This is a genomic window from Butyrivibrio sp. AE3004 (genome assembly GCF_000703165.1).
In the GTDB taxonomy this organism is placed as follows: domain Bacteria; phylum Bacillota; class Clostridia; order Lachnospirales; family Lachnospiraceae; genus Butyrivibrio.
In genome coordinates this window covers 1,815,382-1,841,931 of the sequence record NZ_JNLQ01000002.1, presented here as the reverse complement: position 1 = coordinate 1,841,931, position 26,550 = coordinate 1,815,382, and the positions used below count along the sequence as shown (strand labels likewise).

General features: G+C 39.4%; 25 protein-coding genes and 1 other annotated feature. Of the genes, 23 read left to right on the top strand and 2 right to left on the bottom strand.

Features of this window, described 5'->3' with window-relative positions:
* The first annotated feature begins 49 nt into the window (after nucleotides 1-49).
* The 10 genes from rplS (at nucleotide 50) to BV60_RS21975 (ending at nucleotide 9,404) form a co-directional block, all read left to right on the top strand.
* A complete protein-coding gene (gene rplS, locus BV60_RS0111085) occupies nucleotides 50-397 on the top strand; it encodes a 50S ribosomal protein L19 (protein ID WP_029321791.1) in 348 nt (115 codons plus the stop codon).
* A gap of 111 nt (nucleotides 398-508) precedes the next feature.
* Nucleotides 509-1,075: a signal peptidase I gene (lepB, locus tag BV60_RS0111080; protein ID WP_242840973.1), complete on the top strand. Its 567-nt coding sequence runs from the start codon at nucleotides 509-511 to the stop codon at nucleotides 1,073-1,075.
* Nucleotides 1,076-1,085: 10 nt separating this feature from the next.
* The gene (ylqF, locus tag BV60_RS0111075) at nucleotides 1,086-1,964 is read left to right on the top strand and encodes a ribosome biogenesis GTPase YlqF (protein WP_029321788.1); all 879 of its coding nucleotides are present in this window, start codon (nucleotides 1,086-1,088) and stop codon (nucleotides 1,962-1,964) included.
* A 5-nt stretch (nucleotides 1,965-1,969) separates the two neighbouring features.
* On the top strand, nucleotides 1,970-2,530 hold the full coding sequence (gene lepB / locus BV60_RS0111070; protein WP_035777629.1) for a signal peptidase I: 561 nt from the start codon (nucleotides 1,970-1,972) through the stop codon (nucleotides 2,528-2,530).
* Nucleotides 2,523-3,287, top strand: coding sequence for a ribonuclease HII (locus BV60_RS0111065; protein WP_029321784.1), 765 nt, complete (start codon nucleotides 2,523-2,525; stop codon nucleotides 3,285-3,287). The genes lepB (BV60_RS0111070) and BV60_RS0111065 overlap by 8 nt, the downstream gene beginning before the upstream one ends.
* Nucleotides 3,288-3,329: 42 nt before the next feature.
* On the top strand, nucleotides 3,330-5,324 hold the full coding sequence (fliK, locus tag BV60_RS0111060) for a flagellar hook-length control protein FliK (protein ID WP_029321782.1): 1,995 nt from the start codon (nucleotides 3,330-3,332) through the stop codon (nucleotides 5,322-5,324).
* Nucleotides 5,325-5,375: 51 nt separating this feature from the next.
* Entirely contained in the window at nucleotides 5,376-5,693 is a 318-nt protein-coding gene (locus tag BV60_RS0111055; RefSeq protein WP_029321781.1) for an EscU/YscU/HrcU family type III secretion system export apparatus switch protein, read from the top strand.
* 30 nt (nucleotides 5,694-5,723) lie between these two features.
* A complete protein-coding gene (locus BV60_RS0111050) occupies nucleotides 5,724-6,104 on the top strand; it encodes a YraN family protein (RefSeq protein WP_029321780.1) in 381 nt (126 codons plus the stop codon).
* Nucleotides 6,105-6,156: 52 nt separating this feature from the next.
* The gene (locus BV60_RS0111045; RefSeq protein WP_029321778.1) at nucleotides 6,157-6,861 is read left to right on the top strand and encodes a response regulator transcription factor; all 705 of its coding nucleotides are present in this window, start codon (nucleotides 6,157-6,159) and stop codon (nucleotides 6,859-6,861) included.
* 2 nt (nucleotides 6,862-6,863) lie between these two features.
* Nucleotides 6,864-9,404, top strand: a complete 2,541-nt coding sequence (locus BV60_RS21975) for a sensor histidine kinase (protein WP_051656673.1) — start codon at nucleotides 6,864-6,866, stop codon at nucleotides 9,402-9,404.
* A 37-nt stretch (nucleotides 9,405-9,441) separates the two neighbouring features.
* On the opposite strand, the gene BV60_RS0111035 is transcribed toward BV60_RS21975, so the two are convergent.
* Nucleotides 9,442-10,641, bottom strand: a complete 1,200-nt coding sequence (locus BV60_RS0111035; RefSeq protein ID WP_029321775.1) for a ribose-phosphate pyrophosphokinase — start codon at nucleotides 10,639-10,641, stop codon at nucleotides 9,442-9,444.
* Nucleotides 10,642-10,774: 133 nt separating this feature from the next.
* On the opposite strand from BV60_RS0111035, the gene BV60_RS0111030 reads away from it, so the two are divergent.
* From BV60_RS0111030 to BV60_RS0111000, 7 genes are all read left to right on the top strand, one after another.
* Entirely contained in the window at nucleotides 10,775-12,133 is a 1,359-nt protein-coding gene (locus BV60_RS0111030) for a DUF512 domain-containing protein (RefSeq protein WP_029321773.1), read from the top strand.
* The gene (gene der / locus BV60_RS0111025; RefSeq protein ID WP_029321771.1) at nucleotides 12,130-13,467 is read left to right on the top strand and encodes a ribosome biogenesis GTPase Der; all 1,338 of its coding nucleotides are present in this window, start codon (nucleotides 12,130-12,132) and stop codon (nucleotides 13,465-13,467) included. The genes BV60_RS0111030 and der overlap by 4 nt, the downstream gene beginning before the upstream one ends.
* A 40-nt stretch (nucleotides 13,468-13,507) precedes the next feature.
* Complete coding sequence (gene plsY / locus BV60_RS0111020; protein WP_029321770.1) at nucleotides 13,508-14,173, top strand: glycerol-3-phosphate 1-O-acyltransferase PlsY; 666 nt, start codon at nucleotides 13,508-13,510, stop codon at nucleotides 14,171-14,173.
* Nucleotides 14,174-14,192: 19 nt separating this feature from the next.
* Nucleotides 14,193-15,218, top strand: coding sequence for an NAD(P)H-dependent glycerol-3-phosphate dehydrogenase (locus tag BV60_RS0111015; RefSeq protein WP_197029550.1), 1,026 nt, complete (start codon nucleotides 14,193-14,195; stop codon nucleotides 15,216-15,218).
* Nucleotides 15,219-15,349: 131 nt separating this feature from the next.
* Complete coding sequence (locus BV60_RS0111010; RefSeq protein ID WP_029321767.1) at nucleotides 15,350-16,072, top strand: hypothetical protein; 723 nt, start codon at nucleotides 15,350-15,352, stop codon at nucleotides 16,070-16,072.
* A 102-nt stretch (nucleotides 16,073-16,174) separates the two neighbouring features.
* Nucleotides 16,175-16,435, top strand: a binding site (T-box leader).
* Nucleotides 16,436-16,497: 62 nt separating this feature from the next.
* A complete protein-coding gene (tyrS, locus tag BV60_RS0111005) occupies nucleotides 16,498-17,721 on the top strand; it encodes a tyrosine--tRNA ligase (protein WP_029321765.1) in 1,224 nt (407 codons plus the stop codon).
* The gene (locus tag BV60_RS0111000) at nucleotides 17,721-18,503 is read left to right on the top strand and encodes an HAD-IIB family hydrolase (protein WP_029321763.1); all 783 of its coding nucleotides are present in this window, start codon (nucleotides 17,721-17,723) and stop codon (nucleotides 18,501-18,503) included. The genes tyrS and BV60_RS0111000 overlap by 1 nt, the downstream gene beginning before the upstream one ends.
* A 64-nt stretch (nucleotides 18,504-18,567) precedes the next feature.
* Here the strand turns inward: BV60_RS0111000 and BV60_RS0110995 are convergent, their stop codons facing one another.
* Nucleotides 18,568-19,869, bottom strand: a complete 1,302-nt coding sequence (locus BV60_RS0110995) for an SLC13 family permease (RefSeq protein WP_242840972.1) — start codon at nucleotides 19,867-19,869, stop codon at nucleotides 18,568-18,570.
* A 337-nt stretch (nucleotides 19,870-20,206) separates the two neighbouring features.
* Between BV60_RS0110995 and BV60_RS0110990 the strand changes: the two genes are divergently transcribed.
* From BV60_RS0110990 to hslO, 6 genes are all read left to right on the top strand, one after another.
* Nucleotides 20,207-21,316 carry an ABC transporter substrate-binding protein gene (locus BV60_RS0110990; RefSeq protein WP_029321760.1) on the top strand — a complete coding sequence of 370 codons (1,110 nt, stop codon included), beginning with the start codon at nucleotides 20,207-20,209 and terminating at the stop codon, nucleotides 21,314-21,316.
* A 34-nt stretch (nucleotides 21,317-21,350) separates the two neighbouring features.
* Nucleotides 21,351-22,142, top strand: coding sequence for an ABC transporter permease (locus BV60_RS0110985; protein WP_051656672.1), 792 nt, complete (start codon nucleotides 21,351-21,353; stop codon nucleotides 22,140-22,142).
* Nucleotides 22,132-22,710, top strand: coding sequence for an ABC transporter ATP-binding protein (locus BV60_RS0110980; RefSeq protein ID WP_035777245.1), 579 nt, complete (start codon nucleotides 22,132-22,134; stop codon nucleotides 22,708-22,710). The genes BV60_RS0110985 and BV60_RS0110980 overlap by 11 nt, the downstream gene beginning before the upstream one ends.
* 78 nt (nucleotides 22,711-22,788) lie before the next feature.
* Nucleotides 22,789-24,276, top strand: coding sequence for a 4Fe-4S dicluster domain-containing protein (locus BV60_RS0110975; RefSeq protein ID WP_029321753.1), 1,488 nt, complete (start codon nucleotides 22,789-22,791; stop codon nucleotides 24,274-24,276).
* Between the two features lie 264 nt (nucleotides 24,277-24,540).
* Nucleotides 24,541-25,524 (top strand): phosphate acetyltransferase, encoded by a 984-nt coding sequence (pta, locus tag BV60_RS0110970; protein ID WP_029321751.1) that lies wholly within the window; start codon nucleotides 24,541-24,543, stop codon nucleotides 25,522-25,524.
* A 94-nt stretch (nucleotides 25,525-25,618) separates the two neighbouring features.
* Nucleotides 25,619-26,503, top strand: coding sequence for an Hsp33 family molecular chaperone HslO (hslO, locus tag BV60_RS0110965; RefSeq protein WP_029321749.1), 885 nt, complete (start codon nucleotides 25,619-25,621; stop codon nucleotides 26,501-26,503).
* Nucleotides 26,504-26,550 lie beyond the last annotated feature (47 nt).

Sequence of the window (26,550 nt, the reverse complement as noted above, 5' to 3'; positions counted from 1 at the left end):
ACGCAGATGTATTTAAGAACGTCCATTTATATAGTATAGGAGAAAGCAAATGAATACAATCATTGCAGAGATCGAGAAGGAGCAGCTTAATCAGAACGCTCCCGAGTTCAACACTGGTGACACAGTACGTGTTTACAACAAGATTAAAGAAGGAAACCGTGAGAGAGTACAGGTTTTCGAAGGAACTGTTAAGAAGATTCAGGGTGGTTCAAACCGCACAACATTCACAGTTCGTAAGATTTCAAACGGCGTAGGTGTTGAGAAGACATGGCCACTTCACTCTCCTCTTGTTGAGAAGGTTGAAATTGTGAGAATGGGTAAGGTTAGAAGAGCTAAGCTTAACTACCTTAAGGGCCTCACAGGTAAGAAGGCAAAGGTCAAGGAAAAGGTTCGCTAAGAATGATTTCTTTGGTAAGGGCAGTTACTATTTAGTAATTGCCCTTCTTTCGTTTTATTACTAAACAAATTGCAGGTAAAAAATATGTATCGAAAAAATAGATATCAATCAATGTACCGGGAAAAAAAGAAGACAGTAACACCTGAACTTATAAGAGAAATCCTGTCCTGGGTGTTTTATACGGTAATCGCTGTTTTTGTAGCGTTTGTGCTTGTATTATCCTTTGGAAAGAGAGTCAGGGTAATAGGCGATTCCATGGAAACTTCACTATATAACGGGCAAAGTGTATTGGTTAATCGTATTGTTTACAAGCTTGTTTCACCTAAGAAGGATGATGTAATAGTGTTTTTGCCAAACGGTAATGAGAAATCCCATTACTACGTAAAGAGAGTAGTTGCAGGTCCGGGAGAGACAGTTAAAATTGTTGACGGAAATCTTGTTGTAAATGGTGAAACTGTTGTTACTGAGTCAAGGGAATATGATAAAATGGAAGAGGCAGGAATTGCCGAAAATGAAATAAAGCTTGGTAATGGTGAATTCTTTGTTCTTGGTGACAACAGAAATAGCAGTGAGGATTCACGAAGCGCCAATATAGGTGTTGTCAAAATATCAACTATAGCAGGTAAGGCATGGTTTTCTTTTGGTTCCAAAGAAGGAAAGACAGGCCTTATAGATTAAAGGGTAAACTATGAATAATTATCAGTGGTATCCCGGACATATGACTAAGGCCATGCGAATGATGCAGGAAAACATCAAGATGGTAGACCTTATCATAGAACTTACAGATGCAAGAATACCGATGTCAGGAAGAAATCCGGATATTGATAAGCTGGGACAGAATAAATCAAGGCTGGTTATCCTCAACAAGGCCGACCTTGCTGATCCTGAAATCAGTAAGGAGTGGATTGAATACTTTTCAAATACCGGAGCCAGAGTTATGGAGATGAACTCCAAGACAGGATCCCAGGTAAGGCAGGTTCTTGATCAGGTTACGGAGAGTTGCAGGGAGAAGATTGAACGGGATAAAAAAAGAGGAATTGTAAACAGACCAATCAGGGCAATGGTGGCCGGAATACCTAATGTGGGTAAATCTACTTTTATAAATAAGATATCCGGAAAAGCAGCGGCTAAAACGGGAAATAAACCCGGTGTTACAAAGGGAAAACAGTGGATAATGCTTGGGAAAAATTTGCAACTGCTTGATACTCCCGGAGTCTTATGGCCAAAGTTTGAGGATGAGACTGTTGGATTGCATCTGGCTCTTATAGGTTCCATGAATGATGAGAACCTTGATAAAGGTGAGCTTGCTGTGAGTCTTATCAGAATTTTGGATGACTGGTATCCGGGAACGCTTTCTGAGAAATATGGAGTTAGTGAGGAGCAGAAGCACTTATATGAAGAAAATCCATATGAGACACCTGAATCTTCGATTCTGACTGCAATTGCTGAAAACAGAAAGTTAATAAAACAGGGTGGTAAACCTGATTTGGACAGAGCTTGTATGCAACTGTTGGATGATTTTAGAAATGGTAGACTTGGAAAAATTTCGTTGGAGAGGCCAATATGAATAAAATGCAGGAATTCTTAAAAAATGCGGGAAGTACAATACTTACAGTAGTTATTGTGTGCGTTATTACTATGCTTTTTATGAAATTTGTAGCTCAAAGAACCGATGTTGACGGTGAATCCATGATGTATACACTGCATGATGGGGATGCCCTTATGGCAGATAAACTCACTTACAGATTTTCTGATCCAAAGCGTTTTGATATTGTAATATTCCCGTATCCACAGGATCCAAGTGAGTATTTTATTAAACGTGTAATCGGACTTCCCGGAGAAACTGTTCAGATTGATTATGAAGGAAATATTTATATCAATGGAGAAATTCTCGAGGAGCATTATGGTGCTGAGGTTATCCAGAATCCCGGAAGAGCAAGTGAACCTGTAACTCTTGGCGAAGATGAATACTTTGTGATGGGTGATAACAGAAATTACAGTATGGATTCAAGAGAACCCAGCGTTGGTAATATTAAAGGATCAGACATTATTGGAAGAACCTGGCTTAGAATATATCCGTTCTCTTCCTTTGGAATAATTGATAAAAATAAGGAAAACAAGCCAAATGAGTGAGAAAATCGGAGATATTAAAAACGAGCTTTTGCTGGCTGAAGATGTTTCTGCTTATAATCTTTTTTGTGAAAAATATAAAGACGATGAGAGGGCAGGAGTAAAAAAGCTGGTTGATACGGCAAGAAAGCATATTGCAGCTATTGAAAAAGAAAAAAAACGCCTCTATGACATGAGATATTATGAGAGGCTGCATTCGGACAAGAGGTATATTTGTGGCATAGATGAAGTTGGACGGGGGCCACTCGCAGGGCCTGTTTATGCTGCTGCAGTAATACTTCCTGTGGATGCCGAGATTCTCTATATAAACGATTCAAAGAAACTGTCCGAAAAAAAGAGAGAAGACTTATATCGTGAAATATATGATAAAGCCATATCGGTAGGTATAGGCTTTAGTAGTCATGAGAGAATTGACGAGATCAACATACTTCAGGCTACGTTTGAGGCGATGGCTAAGGCAGTTGATAATCTGTCTGTTAAGCCGGATATTCTTTTGATAGATGCCGTTCATATCCCACAGTTGGAGGAATATCCACAGGAATCAATTATTAAAGGTGATGCCAAGAGTGTATCTATAGCTGCGGCAAGTATAATTGCCAAGGTCACTAGAGATCATCTTATGGCTGATCTCAATGAAAAGTATCCGGGTTATGGCTTTGCTCATAATAAAGGGTACGGAAGTGCTGATCATATTCAGGCGATAAGAGAAAATGGTCCGTGTGATATTCACAGAAGATCCTTTATTAAAAATTTTATATAAAGAATTGTCATGTTGCTAATGTTGAAAAGAAAGTGAGCCTGCATGAGTATCATTCAGAATCTTACCCAGAGAACCCCTGCTGTGAAGGTGGATGGGAGAATTGTTAATCAGAATGCTGCAAAACCGCAGGAATCTTTGCGCTCATTGGAGAGCGGAGACAGGCTTTCGGGGAAAATTATTTCCATGACAGATGAAGGTGGCATTAAAAATGCGCAGATAAGACTTGGAGATAATTCTGTCATTTCAGCCAAACTTCAAGACGGAATGTATCTTAAAGAAGGGCAGACGATTTCTTTTGAAGTACGTGGCGTATCTAATCAGATAACGCTTACTCCACTTTATGAAAATACATCTATAGATCCAACAACGCTTAAAGCACTTATTGCAGCCGGGCTGGAGGTCAATCAGGATACTGTGAATATGGTCAGGTCCATGATGGAGAATGGACTTGGAATTGACAAAAATTCACTTACATCCATGCATCAGCTTATTACTTCACATACTGATGCTGATATTAGTTCAGTTGTGCAAATGAGAGCGCTTGATATACCTGTTACAGAGCAAAATCTTCAACAATTTGAGAGCTATAAAAATTATGAGCACCAGGTGGTTGAGACCATGAAATCTATTATGGATGATCTTCCTGAGGCTTATGATCAGCTTGTTCAAAATGGGGAAGGGCAGGCTGCAAATGATTTATATGGAGGCATTCTTGATATGCTTGCTAAGGGTGCTGAACATATGGAACAATCATTTATTCAGAATGAACCCGAAACTATTAGTGCTCAAAATGAACAGGGGCTTTCAGGCATGCAAAATGAAAATACGTTACCCGGTATGCAAAATGAAGTTAATGTGCCTTCTATGCAAAATGGAACGGAAGTGCCTGTTTTTCAAACTGAAATTGCCCGGTTACAAACTCAAAATGATAGTGCCGGTGTGCTGCCAGCAGGAGAAATTCCTACAGGAAATGAAGAAACCACTGTTTTAAACGAAAACGGTGAAAAAGTTAATGTAGGAGAAGAACCCTTAGAAACATTAATGCCGGGTAAGGAAACGGCGGATGAAAATATAGATGCAGTAACAACTGAATCCCGTAAAGGCATAAATACTAATCAGGCTGAAATCAGTGATGCTTCCGGAGAAAATATCAGAACACATAATGGGAATCAGTTTGTTTCGCAGAAAATGACCTTCAGTAATGAACTTGCAGGAATAATACGTGAGCTTAGTACAGGTACAGGAGCAACAGGAACAGAGATTCAGAAACTGATTGCTCAGGCAGGGAGTGGCAAAACCGCAGAGATTGACCAGATGGCTCTTTTGAAGGAACTGGCGGATGCTTATGCAAAGTCAGCACATACTTCTGAAAGAGCAGATCAGGCATTTACAAAGCTTTTTGGAAATAATGAATACAACAAGCTGATGAAAAATATCATGCAGGATGAATGGATGCTGCGGCCTGATGATGTGGGAGTAAAGGAAAATGTGGAAAATCTCTATGCGAGATTAAATTCACAGGCCAGACAACTTACTCAGCAGCTTACGACAGCTTTTGGGGCTGACAGTAAAGTTGCCCAAAGTGCTGCTAATTTGCAAAATAATATTGATTTTATGAATCAGCTTAATCAAATGTTTCACTATGTGCAGCTTCCCCTCAAAATGGCAGATCAGAATGCGCACGGAGACCTTTACGTGTATTCAAACGGTAAACGGAAATTTGAGCCGGGTGATACTGTGAGTGCTATACTTCACCTTGATATGGATAATCTTGGACCTTTGGATGTTTATGTTAAGATGAGAGATAACAATGTAAAGACGAATTTTTATGTTGCTGATGAGAGTGTAATTGATCTTATTGCGGAGCATATTGGGGAACTGAGCGATAGGCTTAATAAACGAGGTTATAACATGGAGGCAAAAATGATGCTTCATACGGATATGGATGATGATAGCGAAGATCCACCTGTGAGCAGCATTCTGGATGCAAAAAAGACTTCATTTATGTCTATGACGTCCTTTGATGCCAGAGCATAGCACTGTCAGATAAGGTATGGTTAGATGTAAGTATAGATGAGGTAGATGATTATGGCTGATGATAAAACGAAAGGAACGGGCAAGACAAAAGACGGAAAGCCCAAGCAGGCTATTGCCCTAGCATACGATCCGAATGAAGATGGGGCGCCGAAAGTTATTGCAAGCGGTAAGGGCCTTATAGCAGAAAAAATAATAGATGCTGCTAAGGAAAAGGATATCCCCATACATGAGGACAGTAAGCTTGCGGATACTCTTTCAAAGCTGGAAATAGGAGAAATGATTCCTCCGGAGCTCTATGAAGTTGTGGCTGAAATCCTTGTTTTTGTTGATGCAATGGATAAGATTAGAGCAAAAGAGAAGGCACATTAGTTTTTAGTGCTTAACGTTTACAGATGAATTATGAATAAAAGAGAAACAGGAACATATTATGAAAATCTTGCCTGTGAATATATCATGGAGAACGGAGCGGAGATTTTGCTCAGAAATTTCAGGAGCAAAAAAGGTGAGATTGACATTGTGGCAAAAGATGGACGATACCTGATTTTTATTGAGGTAAAGTACAGGACCACTTCCCGATACGGAACGGCAGAGGCTGCTGTGAACTACAGAAAACAAAAAGTTATCTGTCGAGTATCTGATTACTATATGAAAAGATTTGGTATAGACGTGGGAACTCCCGTCAGATATGATGTTATTGCCATTTGGGTTGACGAAATGTCTGCTGCTCATATAAGATGGCATAAAAATGCTTTTTCATATATACCATGTAAAGCATGGTAATATAGCATGAGAAAGCGTTTGGAAACTATCGTTTACATAGGAGGTTTTTTAAGTGCAAAACGTACTGGTTTGTGATGATGACAAAGAGATAGTTGAAGCTATTGAAATATATTTAAAGCAGGAAGGTATCAATGTGTTTAAGGCATATAACGGCTTAGAGGCACTTGATATTGTTCAGAATAATGAGATTCATGCAGCGATAATTGATATTATGATGCCGATTATGGATGGAATACAGTGCACCATGAAAATTCGAGAGCACAGTTCAATCCCGATAATTATCTTGTCTGCTAAATCCGAAGATGCGGATAAAATACTCGGACTTAATATCGGCGCTGATGATTATGTTACAAAACCCTTTAATCCGCTTGAACTTGTAGCAAGAGTCAAGTCGAACCTTAGAAGATACACGCAGCTTGGTAATGCTGATAATAAGGATGCGGATGATGAATATGTTTTCAAGGCAGGAGGTCTTGTGCTCAATGATAATTCCAAGTCTGTAACAGTTGACGGCGAAGAAGTAAAGCTTACAAAAATAGAATACAATATACTGATGTTTCTTCTTAAAAATAAAGGAAAAGTATTTTCCATCAATCAGATATATGAAAACATATGGAATGAGAATGCTGTATCGGTTGATAATACTGTTGCTGTTCATATCAGACATATCAGGGAAAAAATTGAGATTGATCCCAAAAATCCTAAGTACCTGAAGGTTGTTTGGGGCGTTGGATACAAAATTGATACCGAGGATTAAGTATGTTTGACAAAATTTTCAGGCATAAAACTATGTCTTGGATCAGCAGGTACGTATTAAGAATATTTCAGCATATATGCATAGCGATAGTAGCGGCATTGATGTTTTATATTTATATAGGATCTTCATTTGTAGGCACTAACGGCGTAGTATATAACCTCCAGAATGAGGACAGCGGTGAGGAATATGCTGATTCCAGCCTGTTTAATGAGATCCTTATGAATAATCTTAAGAGTGTAGTTGAACTGTCTGCTTACCAGACTCTTTTTGAAACTTTCGGAGAGTACAATGGCAATAAAAGTGTTGATGTCACTGCTTTTATAAACAGGAACACAATTCTTCAGTCGGACTACATAACAGCTGTTTATCCGGTTTCAAATCTCATTAAATGGTCTCAGAACGGCTTTGAGTATGAGGATATGAATTTCTCTACAAAAGAAAGTAAGGATTTTCTTGCATCGACTACCGTCTATACTCACCTTATGAAGAATAATGCGGAAGGTGGTATGAACAGTTTTTTGAATTCTCAGCTCGACAATAATATGGTAAGAACCAACATTAAAGAGGCTGATGTTGACGGGGGAGGATCGCATACGGTCCTTATACCCAGATATCAGACTATTTATCATGAAAATATTGAAGAAATTGTTTCCCGCTGGGATGAATATAATGAACTGTGTGCAAACATAACAGAGGCCGCTTCTACAATGGCATCCTGTTATGACAGGTACGCTGATTATAAAGATGAATATTCATTCTATAAATCAAATTTCAGGTATTATATTACTAGAACAATAAATGCCAGAACAGAAGTTTATACTAATGTTGAATCGTTAAAGGGCAGTACTACAGGCTTGAATCTGAAGGATGTTTTTAAATCCTACGGAAGATACATTTATTACTGTCCCTATGATATTGAATACTCAACAAATACAAAAATCAATGAAGATGATCTGCGCAAAATACTTGGTAATTATCAGTATGCATATCCGGATCAGATGAAGTTTTATTTTGCGGTTGATGTAAATAAGACCTCAAATAATGATGATTTCAAAATAGGTAAAGAAGCTTTTAGCCGATATATGCCATATTATAAACAGCTTCATATGATAATAGCTTTTTTTGCTATTGCATACGTAATTGTTTTTGTTCATCTCAGTCTTTATGAAGGAAGGATTGAGTATTCAGACGGAACAGTAGGCGGTATTGAAAAAATAGATGTAATTCCTATAGAAATAGTCATATTATTTTCAGCGATAATAATAGGAATCTTATTTGGATTCTTCCAGTTTGCAAGAAACAATTATGCTACGATTTATAACAATACCTTTAATATGGCAGCACTTGCAGGAGGACTTACATTCCTGGCAAATAATGCGGCTGCTTATGCGGTATTTAGTGTCATAAGGCGTGCGAAATCAGGCTTTTTGTACAAGACGTCTCTGCTTAGGATGAGTCTTGAAATGGTCAAAAAACTTTTTGCCAAAATGACACTTAAGCAGAATCTTTTTGTAAGAACTATAGTGCCTTATTCTATTTCTATTGTATTACAGTTCTACCTGATAATCAGATTCCATATCCTTGGCATTATAATAGCGGTTGTGCTTGATATAGCCGTTGCACTGTATATTTTTAACCTTAACAAAGATAAGTTCATGATTCTGGATGCACTTCGTAGAATTAGTAATGGTGAGCTTGACGTTAAGGTTGATGTCAACAAGCTTCATGGTGCAAATGTGTACCTTGGTGAAGAGCTGAACAATATATCAGATTCAGTTGAAGCTGCTGTCAACAGAAGTATGAGAGATGAGAAGCTTAAAGCTGATCTGATAACGAATGTATCTCATGATATAAAGACACCGCTTACTTCAATCATCAATTATGTGGATCTTTTAAAAAGAGAAAATATAGAAGATCCAAAGGTGAGCGAATATATAAGGGTACTGGACAACAAGTCACAAAGACTTAGACAGCTTACGGATGACCTTGTGGAAGCATCTAAAATATCATCGGGAAATATCACGCTAAATATTGAAGAATTCAATTTTGCTGAATTTGTAAATCAGATACTGGGAGAGTTTTTTGAGAAATTTGACAGCTTTGATCTGGTACCGATACTTAAGTGTGAGAAGTATGACGTATTTATTCATGCAGATGCAAGACAGCTATACAGAGTTATCGAAAATCTGCTCAATAATGTTTGTAAATACGCATTGCCTAATACCAGAGTTTACATGGATCTGGTGGTTGTGAAACCTGAAGACGGACCGCACAGGGCAGTATTCTCAGTAAAGAATATTTCCAGAAATGAGCTGAACATAAATGCTGATGAGCTTACAGAGAGATTTATCCGAGGAGATATATCAAGAAGTACAGAAGGATCCGGCCTTGGCCTTTCTATTGCAAAGAGCCTGACAATAGCAATGGGAGGGCAGTTTGAGATTATTCTGGATGGTGATTTGTTTAAGGTAAATGTTTCTTTTGAAACTGGAAAATTCAGTAACGGAAATCCTGCTTCCGAAACAGCAGATGTAGAACAATAAAAAATGTACGGATAAGTAAAAAAAGACCGGGGGCCTGTTAATCAAACAGGTCCTCGGTTTTTGCCGTACGTGAGTTGTATTTTTCAAGAATGCTGTGCAGCTTTTCGGTAGGTGTTATTACATTACTAAGCGAATTGTCATGATTCATGAAATCAATTATCGTTGCAAGGAACTTACTCATATCAGCTACATGATAATATTCTCTCTTAATAAATTCAGGGTTCTGATAAATGAGATTAGTGGTTATAAGTGCATCAAAATCTCCCTTTTCATAGCCTTCATCAAAAACCTCAATTCCATTTGTGAAAAGGCCGAAGGTTGTACAGATAAATACACGCTTTGCACCCTTTTTCTTAAGCTGGCGTGAAGTATCTATCATACTTGAGCCGGAAGAAATCATATCGTCAATAATGATTACATCCTTACCATCAATGGAAGAACCAAGGTATTCATGAGCTACAATGGGGTTGGATCCGTTAACGACTTTGCTGTAATCACGTCTCTTGTAGAACATACCTGTATCAACATTAAGAACGTTGGCAAAGTAAACAGCTCTGTCAAGTGCGCCCTCATCTGGACTTATAACTGTAAGATGCTCTTTATCAACCGTAAGATCATCAATTTCTGAAATCAGAGCCTTCATGAACTGAGGAGATGCCATGAAGTTGTCAAAACCGGAAATCGGTGCTGCGTTTGAAATTCTGGGATCGTGTGCATCAAAAGTGAGGAAGTTACTAATTCCCATTTTGTAAAGCTCTGAGAACATAACAGCTGCATCAAGTGATTCACGGCTGTTTTTGTTATGCTGCCTTCCTTCGTAAAGAAAAGGCATGATGATATTTACTCGTTTGGCTTTTCCTGTAATGGCGGCAATTACTCTTTTTAAATCCTGATAGTGATCATCGGGAGAGTAGTAATTGTCATGGCCGAACATTTTGTAGGTCATGCTGTGATTCATGACATCAGTAATGATGAAAACATCCTTACCGCGTACAGACTCGCAGATCTGAGCTTTGCCCTCGCCGCTTCCGAAGCGTGGGTTTGTGTACTTTACTCTGTAATCATCCTTGACATATCCCTGAAAAGCCGGGTCATTACCGGGAGTATCATGCATGTCATGTCTGAATGAAACAAGGTGTGAATTTACCAGTTCGCCAAGACCACTTGCGGATTCCATAACCATTAAGGCAAGCGGAGCAACAGGCATGGAAGAATCTAACTTATGAAAATCAGGCATTTTATCTCCTAACATATTTGAAATATTGATTTTTTACGCTACTATCTTATTGTATCTTATACTGAAACGTCAAGACAGAACATATGATAACGTATAGTATCTAACTCAGGGAAAGTGTGGTACAATCTCTATTATGAATAATAACGGACATTTAATTAAAAAAGTTGAACCCGGAAGCATTGCCGATGAAATGGAAATTGCAGCCGGGGATCGTTTGCTTGCAATAAACGATAAAACCATAGAGGATATTTTTGATTACCAGTACATGGTGCAGGATGAAGAGCTTACGCTTTTGATACAAAAGCCAAACGGTGAAGAGTGGGAGCTTGAAATTGAGAAGTACTATGATGAGGATATTGGAATTGAATTTGATAACGGCCTTATGGATGATTACAGATCCTGCTGTAATAAATGCATTTTCTGTTTCATAGATCAGATGCCTCCCGGTATGCGGGATACCCTCTATTTTAAGGATGACGATGCAAGATTATCGTTTTTGCAGGGAAACTATGTTACGCTCACCAATATGAGTGATAAGGACATAGACCGTATCCTTAAATATCATTTGTCGCCGATTAACGTATCATTTCAGACAACCAATCCCGAACTTCGCTGTAAAATGTTAAACAACCGCTTTGCAGGTGAAGCCTTGAAAAAAGTTGAAAGACTTTGTGAGAAGGATTCGGGAATAGAATTAAACGGTCAGATAGTTTTATGTAAAGGCGTAAATGACAAAGCTGAGCTTCACAGATCGCTTACGGACCTGTATAATTACAGACCGAATCTGAAAAGTGTATCTGTTGTTCCTGTTGGATTATCCAAATACAGAGAAGGGTTGTATCCCCTGGAACCTTTCGAAAAAGAGGACGCCAGAGAGGTACTAAGAGAAATTGAATTCTGGCAGGAGAAATCCTTTGAAGAGTATGGCGATCATTTTGTACATGCATCTGATGAATGGTATATGATAGCAGAGCTTCCTATACCTGATGCGGATGTTTATGATGATTACGGTCAGCTTGAAAACGGAGTCGGAATGGTAAGGCTTTTACTTGATGAATTTGATACGGCTCTCGAAGATATTAAGAAAAACGGTATTGACGGAATTGATATTAAGGATATAAAGGGAGAGGTTTCGACAGCAAGCGGTAAGCTGATCTATCCTTTTATATGCAGTATGGCTGACAAACTAATGGAGGCAATTCCCGGTTTGAAAGTACACGTTCATGAGATTACCAATAATTTCTTTGGGGAGAGAATTACTGTTACAGGATTGCTCACGGGACGTGATATAATTGACCAGCTAAAAGGACAACACCTCGGAGATGCGCTTGCTCTTCCTCAAAATGTCCTTCGTGCAGGTGAAGATTATCTTCTTGATGATGTTCATATATCGGATATTGAGCGAGAACTCGGTGTAAAGGTACGCATTATCAGGAATGGAGGTATGAATTTTATCAGGGGGCTTATTTTTGAACAGGATGGTAATATATGAAGAGAAAGAACATAGTTGCAGTTGTCGGAAGACCTAATGTAGGAAAAAGTACTCTTTTTAATGCAGTAGCAGGAAAGAATATATCAATAGTTGAAGATACACCGGGCGTTACACGTGACAGGATATATCAGGATGTGGAATGGCTGAATTATAATTTTACACTAGTTGATACGGGCGGTATTGAACCTGATACCAATGATACAATTCTTTCACAGATGAGAGATCAGGCTGAGATAGCGATTGAGACTGCCGATGTCATTATTTTTATGTGTGATGTAAAGCAGGGACTTACAGATGCGGATTCTCAGGTTGCAGATATGCTCAGAAAATCAAGAAAACCGGTTGTTCTCTGTGTCAATAAGGTTGACAGCTTTAAGCGCGATTCACTGGATGTATATGAGTTTTATAATCTCGGCATCGGAGAACCTTTCCCCATCAGTGCGGCTAATAAGCAGGGAATAGGAGACCTTCTTGAAGAGGTTACAAAGAACTTTACTGCTTCTGATGGTGAAGAGATTGAAGATGACTCTATAAGAGTTGCTGTAATAGGAAAGCCTAATGTTGGTAAGAGCTCCATTATTAACAGACTCTGCGGAGAAAACAGACTTATTGTTTCCGATGTAGCTGGAACAACAAGAGATGCCATAGATACAGAAGTTAAGTACAATGGTAAGAAATATACCTTTATTGATACAGCCGGACTTCGAAGAAAGAATAAGGTTAAGGAAAAGCTTGAAGAGTTCATGATACTTCGTACCGTTACCGCAGTTGAGCGCGCGGATGTGGCTGTGATAGTAATAAATGCAGATGAAGGTGTTACCGAACAGGATGCGAAGATTGCCGGAATAGCCCATGACCGTGGGAAAGGAATTATCATTGCTGTAAATAAATGGGATCTTATAGAAAAAGACAATAAAACAGTAAATGAATTTACTAAGGATGTGAGAGATACACTTTCTTTCATGCCTTATGCGGAAATAATCTTTATTTCCGCGGAAACAGGCCAGAGACTTGTTAAACTCTATGACATGATTGATGCTGTAAGTGAAAATCATGCAATGAGAGTTGCGACAGGTGTGCTTAATGAAATAATGATGCAGGCAGTTGTAATGCAGCAGCCCCCGTCAGACAAAGGAAAGATGCTTAAACTTTATTACATTACACAGGCTTCGGTTAAGCCGCCAACCTTTGTTATATTTGTAAATGATAAAAAGCTTATGCATTTCTCATATACCAGATATATTGAAAATCAGATAAGAGGCTCTTTTGGATTTAAAGGAACGCCGCTGAGATTTATAATACGTGAGAGAAATAGCGACAAGGATAAAAAATAATAAGAGCTGACTAAAGTGAGAAAACCGGGAAGAGGAGAGTATGATCGCAAGAGTTTTATGTTTATTAATTGGCTACGTCTTTGGCCTTATTCAGACTGCAGTTATTTACTGTAAGATGAAGGGGGTTGATATTAGAAATGTGGGAAGCGGAAATGCCGGTACAACCAACACACTGCGCGTTCTTGGAGCAAAAGCAGGATTTACCGTGCTTTTCGGAGATATGCTAAAATGTATAGCAGCAGTGGTTCTTTCATCAATTATCTGTAAGAACATGCTGGGGGATGGCTATTATGACATGCAGTATCTCCTCAAAATTTACACAGCAGCAGGCTGCGTACTCGGACATGATTTTCCTTTTTATACTAATTTCAGAGGCGGAAAAGGTATAGCCTGCACTTTCGGTTATATTGTGGCATTCAAACTGACTTTTGTTATCGGATCATTGCTGGCTTTTCTTATACCGTTCAATATTACTCATTTTGTATCACTTGGATCTCTTTGCCTGTATGCGGTATTTTTTATTCAGCTGATTGTTGAAGGTCAGCTTGGGATTTTAGGAATGCCTCAGGCTTATCTTACCGAGATGTATATAATTGCTTTTGCTATGACAGCGCTGGCTTTTTATCAGCATAGGACTAATATTTCAAAACTTATCAAAGGTGAAGAGAGAAAGACATATATTTGGAAAAAAAATAAAGTTGACTAACTAAGAGAGGGAGAAAATTTTGGAAAACAACAATATTGCAGTCATAGGCTCCGGAAGCTGGGGAATTGCGCTTGCCTTTAGACTGTGGAAAAACGGAGCAGATGTGACCATTTGGGCCAGAAGCAGAAACTCCGCAGAAAAACTTCGTGACAACAGAGAAGATAAGGATAAGCTTCCCGGAGTGATTCTTGATGGCAGTATTAAAATTACCGATAATATGGAAACAGCGTTAAAGGATAAGGATATGATAGTACTGACTGTTCCTTCGACAGCTGTTCGTGAAGTATGTCAGAAGATGAAGCCTTATCTTGCATCAGAGGATGAGAGACATCAGATAATTGTTAATTGTTCAAAGGGAATAGAGTCTGAAACACTCATGCTCATGTCAGATGTGATCTTGGATGAGCTTCCGGGAAGTGATGTTGCAGTTCTTTCCGGACCTTCGCATGCTGAAGAAGTAGGGAAGAATCTTCCAACCAGTATTGTTGTAAGTGCCTTTTCAAAGGAAACGGCAAAAATGGTACAGAATGCTTTCATGGCAGATACTTTTCGTGTATATACCAGCCCTGACATGCTTGGAATCGAGATTGGAGCAGCACTGAAAAATGTAATAGCTCTTGCCGCGGGAGTATGTGACGGATTGGGATTTGGAGATAATGCCAAGGCTGCACTTATTACAAGGGGAATAGCGGAGATGTCCAGGCTTGGAGCTGCTATGGGAGGTGATTATGAGACCTTCTCGGGACTTTCGGGTATTGGAGACCTTGTTGTGACCTGTGCTTCCATGCATTCCAGAAACAGAAAGGCCGGAATATTGATAGGGCAGGGGAAAACTGTAGAAGAAGCTACCAAAGAAGTGAATATGGTGGTGGAGGGTGTTAACAGTGCTGCTGCAGCCCTTGCTCTTGCAAGAAAATTTGAAGTAGAGATGCCTATTGTTGAGCAGGTTAATGAAGTACTTTTTAATCACAAGAGTGCAGGGGATGCGGTAGGTGATCTTATGTGCAGAGAAAAAAAGGATGAAAACGATCTGCAAGGCTGGTAAAAAACATTAAAAAAACTAACTATATTACGTGCGTTGAAATATAATTGCATTTTTTATTACTTTTTTTGTAATTTTATGTTATTATATAAAACGCACGTTTTTTATGTTTCAAAAGAGGAAAGAGGAAAAGTATGGAAAAGAGAAGAATTTTAAAAACATTGTTAGGTACAGCTCTTGCTATTGCTATTACATTTGCAGCAGTACCTCAAACAGCAAAGGCTTATTCACCCAGCCAGCTTAACACAAACGGAGTTCAGGGAAAAACACATACAATCAAGAGCTATTTCCCCGGAATCGGCTATCAGAAGATCAATGTTAAATTTGAGTCAATCACAAAGGAAGATGGAGCTTTCAGATACGGAAGTAGTTACTATCCGGCTAAGAAAGCAAATGTTGTTGTAAGATGCACACTTCCTAAGGCAACTCTTAATAAGATTAAGCAGAATACTGTAAAAATGTACAAGGCAAGTAAGTATAAGACTGCAAACAACAATTTCTGCATCGCTGTTCTTGACGCAGAGACAGGTTGTGCTTTCAACAGCACTAACATGGTTGGTAAAGCTTATGCTGCATCAATCTCACAGGGATATAATACAAAGAGAACTACTTATCGTCAGACAGCAGACCACTTCAGAGTAACTTATCCCTGCCTTACAACATGGACTCAGGATGTTACAGTTTATTATCCCCCTGCAAATGAAGGCAATATCCTTGTTGGTGTAGCAGGAACAGCTAAGGAAGTATCTGTTTACAGCACAAAGAGAACAAACTTCACATCAGGAAGCTCACCGATTACAAGCTCTGTATTCTTCAAGAAAAAGATGAAGAATCTTTCAATCTGGACAAGAATTTAATAGTTTTTTTCTATGATAAGATGACTGATCCCTGCACCTTTTTAAACTATAGGTTGCAGGGATTTTCCTTGACATAAATAAAAAAATATTGATAATAAATACGTAAAGGCTTTGAAGGGAATAAGTAGTTTTTAGTACCGACCACAGAGAGCAGCCGTTTGGTGAGAGGCGCGGAAGAGGGCTACAAACGAATACCTCCCGGAGCTTCGCGGAAAAATGATTTTGCATCTAGTAAGCCGCGACGAGAACCGAGGCGTCAGTCGGAAGAGTATAATAGGAATTTTCCTAAAGTACTTGCTGAGGCATACAGTGTGAACTGTATGTAAATGAAGGTGGTAACACGGATTAGACTCCGTCCTTCGTAATCAATTACAGATTGCGGAAGATGGATTTTTTTTATCTTCTGCAAAAAACGGAGGTGTAACATGCAGATTTATGAAGAACTTAAGAGAAGAGGACTTATTGCTCAGGTAACAGACGAAGAGCAGATAAGAGAACTCGTAAATACAGGAAAAGCAACATTTTATATTGGCTTTGACTGTACAGCAGACAGCCTGACAGCAGGACATTTCATGGCTCTTACTCTAATGAAGAGATTACAGGAGGCAGGGAATAAGCCCATCGCACTTATCGGTGGCGGCACAACAATGATCGGTGATCCTTCCGGAAGAAGCGATATGAGAAAGATGCTTACAAGAGAAGACATCGATCATAATGCTGAATGCTTCAAAAAGCAGATGGAGAAATTTATTGATTTTTCCGAAGGCAAGGCTATGATGGTAAACAACGCAGACTGGCTTATGAACCTTAACTATATTGAGCTTTTGAGAGAGGTTGGGGCATGCTTTTCAGTTAATAATATGCTTCGTGCAGAGTGCTATAAGCAGCGTATGGAGAAGGGCCTTAGCTTCCTTGAATTTAACTACATGATCATGCAGTCATATGATTTCTATTACATGTTCCAAAAATATAACTGCAACCTTGAATTCGGCGGTGATGATCAGTGGAGTAACATGCTTGGCGGTACAGAACTTATCAGAAGAAAGCTTGGTAAGGATGCACACGCAATGACAATTACTCTGCTTACAGATTCTCAAGGCAATAAGATGGGTAAAACCGCAGGCAATGCTGTATGGCTTGATCCCGAGAAGACATCACCATATGATTTCTATCAGTACTGGAGAAACGTTGGAGATGCTGATGTTGATAAATGTTTGAAGATGCTTACCTTCATTCCGATTGAGGAAATTGAAGAGATGGAGAAATGGGACGATTCCAGAATCAATGAGAAAAAGGAAATCCTTGCATTCGAGCTTACAAGTCTTGTTCATGGAAATGAAGAGGCAAAGAAGGCTCAGGATGGAGCAAAAGCACTCTTTGCAGGTGGCGGCGATCTTTCAAACGTTCCTGCTGTTGCTCTTAAGGAAGAGGATTTCAGAGATGGCGTCATTGACATTCTTCAGGTTCTTGTTTCTACAGGCCTTTGCCCTACAAGAAGTGAGGCGAGAAGAGCGGTTCAGCAGGGAGGAGTTACCTTCGCTGATGAAAAAGTAACAGATTTCAAGACTACCTACACTAAGGATACATTTGCCGGTGACGGAGTAATGGTTAAGAGAGGCAAAAAGTCCTTTAAGAAAGTAACGATTTAATGATTTTATTTTTTGATATTGACGGAACTCTTTGGAATTACAAAAACGAAATAAATGAAAAAACAATAGAGGCTATTCGCGCTGCCAGGAAAAATGGACATAAATGCTTCATTAATACTGGCAGGGCAAGAGCCTTTGTAACGAACAAAGAGCTTCTTGGAATTGGCTTTGACGGAATTGTTTCAGCATGCGGAACAATGATCGAGTATGGTGGAGAGGTAGTCTATAATCGTCTTATTCCGGTCGATGACGCTGTAAGAACAATTGAAACTGTCAGAAGCTTTGGATTTAAAGCCATTCTGGAAGGACCCGGGCATCTCTATATGGAACGTTCCGAATTTGAAGGAGACATGTATGGAGAAAAGGTCATGGCAGAGATGGGAGATCGCCTCAGAGGAATTGATGAATGCTGGGGTAAGTGGGAAATACAGAAGCTGTCCTGCGCAACAGAGGTTCCCACTGAAAAAAGGGATGAATGTTTTGAAAAACTGAGTGACTTATACGATTATATGATTCATTCCGACAGAGTGGTAGAGATGGTTCCCAAAGGATTTGACAAGGGCTTTGGAATAGAAAAAGTATGCGAACTCCTTGGCGAAGATATTAGTAATACTTTTGCTTTCGGAGACAGTATAAATGATAAGGAAATGCTCTTAGCCGCCGGAGTAGGCGTAGGAATGGGAGATACTTATCATGATCTTTCGGACTATGCTGACTATATAACGGCATCTCTTGATGATGATGGCATATGGAAAGCTATGGAACATTTTGAATTGATTTAAAAAAGAGTCTGTGAAAATAAGAAATTTTCACAGACTCTTTCAGCTTTATGGATTTTATTTTAATTTATCTCCAAAGTACCCACAAAAATACGTAAGCACCGATAACGGCAGCAAGTGTGAAAGGAATACCTATCCTTGTGAAATCTTTAAAGCTTACTTCGTAGCCTTCTTTCCTGAGCATACCAACACCTGCTATATTGCAGCTTGCTCCTACAGGAGTTATGTTTCCACCAAGTGTTGCTCCGCAGAGAAGTCCAAAGTAAAGCAGGTATGGAGCAATGCCAAGTGATGCTGTAACGCCCTGAAGAACAGGGAGCATTGTTGCTACATAAGGAATATTATCGATGAATGCGGAGATAAGTACAGATCCCCAAACAACGATAGTGAAAAGTACAAACAGATTATTTCCGCCTGCCTTTACAATAAGGGCTGCAAGGTCATCAACAAGACCCATATGAGTAATTCCTCCTATTACCATGAAAAGACCGGTAAGAAGGAGAACTGTGTCATAGTCAAGGTTTTTAACAACTTTTTTGATACGTTCCGTATCGTGATCCTTGAAGTATTCCCAAACAATTCCTATAAGTGAGCAGATAAGACAAATCATACCGTTTGTAATCTCCGGCTTATCGGGAATGAATGAAGCTCCCATAAGAAGTACGACGTGAGCTATCATCATAATTGTAGGAACATAATCCTTTACTACTGTTTTTTCTGTTGCGGAAACAGGCTCTTTGTCTTTCCTGAAGAGTATCATCATGATCGGAACAGTAAGAAGTGCACCGAGCTCGACCGCAAAGAAAATACCGGGTCTTCCGTTCATCCAGAAGAAATCATTGAAGTCCATTTTTGCATAAGCACCAAGCATGATAGAGGTTGTGTCACCGACAAGAGTGGCTGCACCCTGGAGATTTGATGATACTGCAATTGATATGATCATAGGAACAGGATTGATCTTTAATTTTTTACAAATAGCAAGACCGACAGGTGCAACCATAAGGAGTGTGGCAACATTGTCTATAAAGGCGGAAATAAGGCCTGAGAACAGCGACATGTAAATAGTTACCCACATTACATTGGGCGCCAGGTCGAGAAGATGGTCGGCAATAAGATTTGGCATTTTTGATTCGATAAAATAATCCACAAGCAGCAATGTTCCGAAAATCATTAACAGGACATTCCAGTCAACAACAGAAAGAACCGTGTTGTATGGAAGAATTCCCGTAACAATATAAATTGCTGCTACACCAAGCGCTATGTAAGCACGCTTTTTGGGAAAAACGATTAAGCCAATGTACATGGCTACAAATAAGATGATTGCAAGAGTTTTCATGTTTTGTTCCTTTCGAAGTGGTTTGAATTCCATTATTTCTTTTGGGTAAAAAGATACAAGGAATTTGGGTTAAGTAAAGTGCCGTGCATGATAAACCGCAATAAAAAAGAGACAAATACTGCAGATACATGCAGTAAAAGTCTCGTTAATTACGACACATCCGGGGAATCATCTTCCCGTATTGACGGATAAATGCTACATGCATATGCATGACAACTACTCCCTTTTACCTATAATAAAATAGCAAATAAGCGCATTTTCGTCAAATTAAATTTTTATTAAAATACATTGAGAGTATATCATGATATATGATATAATATTAGCGTTTTGCGTATGAAATAAAATTGAATAAGTGATGAAGGAGAAGTTTATGAAGAAATTTTTAGCTATCACAAGTGCTTTTGTACTTGGAGTAACAGCTTTGACCGGATGTGGTAATAATAACGCTGATTCAGCACAGGTTCAGGAAGAGGTACAGGAAGAAACTCAGATTGAATCCGATAGCACAGAATCTGCTGAAGATAAGACAGCTGATGATAAAGAAAACGTAGAAGAATCAGCTACGAATGAAGAAAACGATGAGTCTGTTGCTGATTCATCTGTTATCAGAGTTGGATCTCTCAAAGGACCCACAACTATGGGACTTGTAAATCTTATGAAGGCTTCCGAGAATGGTGAGTCCAAGGGCTCATATGAGTTTACAATGGCTACACAACCCGATGAACTAATGGCAGGCATGGTTGCAGGCAATATTGATATAGCGCTTGTTCCTGCAAATATGGCAGCCGTTCTTTACAATAAAACTGAAGGCGGAGTAAGCCTTGTCGATATTAATACTCTTGGTGTTTTGTATTGTTTGACCGGTGATGAGAACGTTAAGAGCGTTAAGGATCTTGCAGGTAAAACAGTTGTTACAACAGGACAGGGGGCTTCTCCTGAATATGTTCTCAGATATCTGTTAGAGAAAAATGAAGTTACAGATTGCACAATCGAATTTAAATCAGAGGCAACAGAGATTGCAGCGCTTCTTCAGGAGGATGCTTCTAAGATTGCAATTCTTCCTCAGCCTTTTGTTGCAGTTGCAACAGCTAAAAATGAAGCACTTTCCGTTGCTTTTAGTCTTACAGATGAGTGGGATGCTGTTTCTGACGATTCAAAACTTCTTACAGGCGTTACAATAGTAAGAAATGATTTCCTTAAGGATAATACTGATGCTGTAAATACATTTATTTCAGAGCATCAGGCAAGTACAGATAAAGCATCATCCGATCTTGATGGAACTGCAGCACTTGTTGCTGAATACGGAATTATTGAAAAAGCTGAGATAGCAAAAAAGGCGATGCCTGAGTGCAATATTGTTTGTATTATCGGAGATGAAGCAAAAACAGCGCTTTCAGGTTATCTTCAGGTTCTTTTTGACAGTGATCCCAAGTCTGTAGGTGGAAAACTTCCTGAGGATGATTTCTATACATTTGACTGATATTTGAACATAAATCTTTTGTGGGGGATTTGATTTGAAGACAGTAAAAAAAATTGGCATTGCTGTTTGCTGGATTATTGTATGGCAGCTTGCAGCCCTTATCATCCACAATAAAATACTTCTGGCAGGTCCTTTAGAATCAGCTGCAGCTCTAATAAATATGGCAAAGACTCCTGATTTTACGGCATCAGTAATAACATCCGTGGCACATATTGCATTGGGAATAATATTTGGTGCGGTTTTAGGAATAATACTTGGGGCTTTATCATTAAAGGTAAAAATTATCGGAGAATTTTTATCACCAATAGTTACAGTAATTAAATCGGTTCCTGTTGCAAGCTTTGTTGTTCTTGTTTTAATATGGATAGGAAGTGATAATCTTTCTACGGTAATAGTAACTCTTGTGGTTTTTCCTATTATTTATCTGGCTACGATAGGAGGGCTTACAGCTGCTGATATTAAGCTTCTTGAAATGGCTCATGTTTACAGGATGCCGGCATCGAATAAGATAAGGTTTATTTATATTCCGGCGCTTATTCCTTCGTATCTCGGTGCGTTTTCTACTGCAGTAGGAATGGGATTTAAGAGCGGCGCAGCGGCAGAGGTAATAGGGCAGCCGCTGCTTACTATGGGAAATGGATTATACAGATCCAAGATTAACCTTGATACAGCTGAGGTGTTTGCATGGACTTTTGCAATAGTATTGGCATCATGGCTGACAGAGAAGGTATTTTATTTATTGATCAGACTTGGCAGAAAGATTTTTGTTCCCGGTGCTTCTGATAAAGACAAAAATATCTGTAAGGAGGCACAGAATGACAATTGATCTTGAAAATATCTGTAAATCTTACGGAAATCTGAATGTTTTAAAGGATTTTAATCTCGGCATAGAGGATGATCACTCTTATGTGATAACAGGAGAGTCAGGTAGTGGCAAGACTACATTGATAAGAATTCTTCTAAGCCTTGAGGAACCTGATAGCGGCAGAGTGCATTTTATGGGGGATTATAAATATCCATACTTGAATGCCGGAGTAGTATTTCAGGAAAACAGGCTTTGTGAAGATTTTTCCGCAGTTCAGAATGTGGTGATGGTAGGTCGAAAGAATTCGGTTAAGGTAGTAAGACAAGAGCTTCTGAGACTTTTACCGGAGGATGCGATCGACAAACCGGTATCACAGCTTTCCGGAGGAATGAAGAGGAGAGTAGCCATTGTTAGAGCATGCTCGATACCGTCGGATATGCTTATAATGGATGAGCCTTTTACAGGTCTGGATATTGAAAACAGACTTAAGGCAATTGAGTACATTCGTGAAAAACAGGGTCGAAATCCGCTTCTTCTAACCTCACATGATTTGGAAGGACTTGACTTCTGCAGACGGATAGAATTGTAAAATTCCTTTGTATCCCGGGAGGGTGAAAAGGTTTATATATGTAATTGTTAATAGTTTTATTAGAATTGGGAGATTTCAATGGTAACAAACGACAAAGGACTGGTAAGTTTTAAACACAAGATTATGGAAGAAGTTTGCCGTCTTGCATGGAAAGGCGAACTAAATGAGGAGCACAAGGACGAGCTTACGTACGAGATGGCTCCGGGCCCGAAGCCGGAGTACAGATGCTGCGTTTATAAGGAACGCGAGATTGTACGTCAGAGAATTCGTCTTGCATGCGGACAAAGCACAACCTACAACAAAGAATCTGATAATGTTGTACAGGTAATCGATCCCGCATGTGATGAATGTCCAATATCTGCTTTTTCTGTAACAGATAACTGCCGTTTTTGTATCGGAAAGGCCTGCCTTAACTCATGTAAATTTGATGCTATTCATCCCGGTGATATGAAGATGCATATAGATCCCGCTAAATGTAAAGAATGCGGAATGTGTGCAAAGGCATGTCCTTACGGCGCAATTGTTCATCTTGAGCGTCCCTGTCATAAGGCTTGTCCTGTCGGAGCAATTACATATGATGAATATGGCTATTGCAAGATAGATGAGAGTAAGTGCATCCAGTGCGGACATTGCATCCATAATTGTCCCTTTGGTGCTATAGGTTCAAAGACCTATCTTGTTCAGATTATCGATGCTATCAAGTCAGGCAAAGAAGTTATCGCTATGTGTGCTCCTGCAACAGAAGGACAGTTTGGTGAGAACATCACAATGGCTTCTGTTAAGAAAGCACTTGTTAAAGTTGGATTTGCTGACATGGTTGAGGTTGGACTTGGTGGAGATATGACTGCTGCATATGAGTCCAAGGAATGGGCAGAAGCTTATGCTGAAGGAAAGAAGATGACAACATCATGCTGCCCTGCATTTATCAATATGCTTAAGAAACATTTCCCTGAGCAGTTTGAGAATAATATGTCATCCACAGTATCACCTATGTGTGCTATTTCAAGATACTTAAAGGTGACTCATCCCGGGTGCGTTACTGTATTTGTTGGACCTTGCATAGCTAAGAAATCAGAGGCTCAGGACCCTGATGTTCCGGATAATGCAGATTATGTTGTAACCTACGGAGAACTCAGAGCTCTTATGAGATCTAAGGACGTTGAGTTCGAGCCTGTAGAAGATGAGTATCAGGAGTCTTCCATCTGGGGTAAACGTTTTGCTACAAGCGGTGGCGTTGCTAATGCTGTTATCGAATGTATGCAGGAGAGAGGCCAGGATATAGGAGATCTTAAACTTCATCGTGCAGCCGGAGGTATTGAGTGTAAGAAGGCTTTGACACTTCTTAAGATGAACAAATTCCCTGATGACTTCATCGAAGGAATGGTATGTCCTGGCGGTTGTGTTGGCGGCCCTTCAAAGCATAAGACGGAAACAGAAATAACAAAAGCTAGAGCCAGCCTTCTTGCAAAAGCTGATGGAAGAAAAGTGCTTGAGAATCTTAAGAACTATCCAATGGATCAGTTCTCGATGCATAGAGACGGAAAGCATATTGATCTTCCCGATTGATAAATCCTGCTTTGTATACAGCCAAATGTAGTTATATTATTGTATTAAAGACATAATAGAATTTAAAAATGCTACTGTTGAGAGATCTCAATAGTAGCGTTTTTTGTTGTCAGTTTGATATTTTTTTATCTATTCTTGAGTAAATTTATGCTTTGGGTATATAATTTTTAGGCACAGTCAATATTTTGATATTTGTAAAATATTTTATCACAGTTTTTATAACCTATTCAGGTTAATCAATTCATAATTTAGGAGGAATAAAAAATGTACGGTTTTGGAGAAATGATTTCCAAGCTTAAAGCTAATCCGAAGACTATTGTGTTTACAGAGGGTGAAGACCCCAGAATTTTAGAGGCTGCATCAAGACTTCTTGCAGGGAATTTTTTGAAGCCTATACTTCTTGGTAACCCTAATGTGATCAATAAGGTTGCAGAGAATGAGGGATATAATATAAGAGGTGCTGAAATAATCGACCCCACTAATTATGATGATTTTGAATCCATGGTAGATGAGTTTGTCGAGCTTCGTAAGAGCAAGGGAATGACACCTGAGCAGGCACGTGTTATTCTTTCTCAGTCAAATTATTTCGGAACTATGCTTGTTAAAATGAAGAAGGCAGATTGCCTTCTTGGAGGTGCTACGTATTCAACAGCTGACACAGTTCGGCCTGCACTTCAGATTATTAAGACGAAGCCCGGTAATAGCGTGGTATCTTCATGCTTTATTCTTGTTCGTCCTTCAGCTATTGGGGATAACGAAGTCATTGCAATGGGTGATTGTGCTATAAACATTGACCCTACAGAGGATGAGCTTGTTGAGATTTGCGGTGAGACAGTTGAGTGTGCTAAGGCATTCGGTGTTGATCCTAAGGTTGCTTTCCTTTCATTCTCAACAAAGGGATCAGCTAAGAGCCCTTCAGTAACCAAGATGCAGAATGCTACAAAGAAAGCTCAGGAGAAATATCCTAACATTCCTATTGATGGAGAGCTTCAGTTTGATGCAGCCGTATCACCGAAGGTTGCCAGAGTTAAGACTCCGGATTCACCGGTTGCAGGACACGCAAATACTTTTATTTTCCCTAATATTGATGCCGGTAACCTTGGCTACAAGATTGCTCAGCGTATGGGCAACTTTGAAGCATATGGTCCTATTCTTCTTGGACTTAATGCTCAGATTAATGACCTTTCAAGAGGCTGCAATGCTATAGAGGTTTATTCTATGGCGATCATTACAGCAACACTTGCCTGATGAGAACATTTAGCAATTAGCGAGGCACTATCTGTGTATAGTTCGGATAAAACTATCGTTTTTAAGGAGCTATAAAACTGACTTAGGAGACTACATGGGATATAAAGACTACATGATAAGGGCAACAGCTGCAGATGCGCAGATAAGAGCCTTTGCAATTACATCGAGAGATCTGGTTGAAGAGGCCAGAAAGATACATAATTTAACCCCTATTTGCAGTGCTGCACTAGGAAGACTTATGAGTGGCGCACTTATGATGGGCGATATGTTAAAAAATGAAAAGGATGCGCTCACTATCACAATTGATGGCGACGGTCCTATCGGAGGACTTCTTGCAACAGTCAATAACAGAGGAGAAGTAAAGGGGTACGTCAGGAATAATGAGGTAGCACTTCCGAATAATGAAGGTGGCCATCTCAATGTTGGCGGTGCTGTTGGAAACGGTACGCTTACAGTTACCAGAGATCTTGGACTTAAAGATCCATATGTCGGTACCATTCAACTTTTGTCCGGAGAAATTGCTGACGATCTTACCTGTTACTTTGTAGAGTCTGAGCAGATTCCTTCATCTGTAGGACTTGGGGTTCTGGTTAAGAATGATTTTTCCATAATGGAGGCAGGAGGCTTTATTGTACAGCTTATGCCCGGAGCTACAGAGGAAGTAATCAGCAAACTGGAGAGCAATATTCAGGGAATGAAATCTGTCACGGATATTTTGAAAGAGGGTAATACACCTGAAAATCTTTTGGAGATGGTGCTCTCAGGTTTTGATTACGAAATCACTGCCAATATGCCTGTGAAATATCACTGTGGATGTGACAGGGACAGAGTCGAGAGGGCACTTGTTCTTCTCGGAAAAAAGGAATTGGATAACCTTGCCAAAGATGGTGAGGACGTGGAAATAAAATGCCATTTCTGCGGAAAAGCATATTCCTTCACACCGGATAATTTAAGAGAAATGATGCAAAGAGCAAAATAAAAAAGAAAGCTTCAACGATAGAAAATTGTCGTTGGAGCTTTTTGATA

Bases quoted from the DNA above. Each gene is read 5' to 3' on its own strand.
- rplS (WP_029321791.1), top strand. From the start codon at position 50: ATGAATACAATCATTGCAGAGATCGAGAAGGAGCAGCTTAATCAGAAC.
- lepB (WP_242840973.1), top strand. From the start codon at position 509: ATGTACCGGGAAAAAAAGAAGACAGTAACACCTGAACTTATAAGAGAA.
- ylqF (WP_029321788.1), top strand. From the start codon at position 1,086: ATGAATAATTATCAGTGGTATCCCGGACATATGACTAAGGCCATGCGA.
- lepB (WP_035777629.1), top strand. From the start codon at position 1,970: ATGCAGGAATTCTTAAAAAATGCGGGAAGTACAATACTTACAGTAGTT.
- BV60_RS0111065 (WP_029321784.1), top strand. From the start codon at position 2,523: ATGAGTGAGAAAATCGGAGATATTAAAAACGAGCTTTTGCTGGCTGAA.
- fliK (WP_029321782.1), top strand. From the start codon at position 3,330: ATGAGTATCATTCAGAATCTTACCCAGAGAACCCCTGCTGTGAAGGTG.
- BV60_RS0111055 (WP_029321781.1), top strand. From the start codon at position 5,376: ATGGCTGATGATAAAACGAAAGGAACGGGCAAGACAAAAGACGGAAAG.
- BV60_RS0111050 (WP_029321780.1), top strand. From the start codon at position 5,724: ATGAATAAAAGAGAAACAGGAACATATTATGAAAATCTTGCCTGTGAA.
- BV60_RS21975 (WP_051656673.1), top strand. From the start codon at position 6,864: ATGTTTGACAAAATTTTCAGGCATAAAACTATGTCTTGGATCAGCAGG.
- BV60_RS0111035 (WP_029321775.1), bottom strand. From the start codon at position 10,641: ATGCCTGATTTTCATAAGTTAGATTCTTCCATGCCTGTTGCTCCGCTT.
- BV60_RS0111030 (WP_029321773.1), top strand. From the start codon at position 10,775: ATGAATAATAACGGACATTTAATTAAAAAAGTTGAACCCGGAAGCATT.
- der (WP_029321771.1), top strand. From the start codon at position 12,130: ATGAAGAGAAAGAACATAGTTGCAGTTGTCGGAAGACCTAATGTAGGA.
- plsY (WP_029321770.1), top strand. From the start codon at position 13,508: ATGATCGCAAGAGTTTTATGTTTATTAATTGGCTACGTCTTTGGCCTT.
- BV60_RS0111010 (WP_029321767.1), top strand. From the start codon at position 15,350: ATGGAAAAGAGAAGAATTTTAAAAACATTGTTAGGTACAGCTCTTGCT.
- tyrS (WP_029321765.1), top strand. From the start codon at position 16,498: ATGCAGATTTATGAAGAACTTAAGAGAAGAGGACTTATTGCTCAGGTA.
- BV60_RS0111000 (WP_029321763.1), top strand. From the start codon at position 17,721: ATGATTTTATTTTTTGATATTGACGGAACTCTTTGGAATTACAAAAAC.
- BV60_RS0110995 (WP_242840972.1), bottom strand. From the start codon at position 19,869: ATGGAATTCAAACCACTTCGAAAGGAACAAAACATGAAAACTCTTGCA.
- BV60_RS0110990 (WP_029321760.1), top strand. From the start codon at position 20,207: ATGAAGAAATTTTTAGCTATCACAAGTGCTTTTGTACTTGGAGTAACA.
- BV60_RS0110980 (WP_035777245.1), top strand. From the start codon at position 22,132: ATGACAATTGATCTTGAAAATATCTGTAAATCTTACGGAAATCTGAAT.
- BV60_RS0110975 (WP_029321753.1), top strand. From the start codon at position 22,789: ATGGTAACAAACGACAAAGGACTGGTAAGTTTTAAACACAAGATTATG.
- pta (WP_029321751.1), top strand. From the start codon at position 24,541: ATGTACGGTTTTGGAGAAATGATTTCCAAGCTTAAAGCTAATCCGAAG.
- hslO (WP_029321749.1), top strand. From the start codon at position 25,619: ATGGGATATAAAGACTACATGATAAGGGCAACAGCTGCAGATGCGCAG.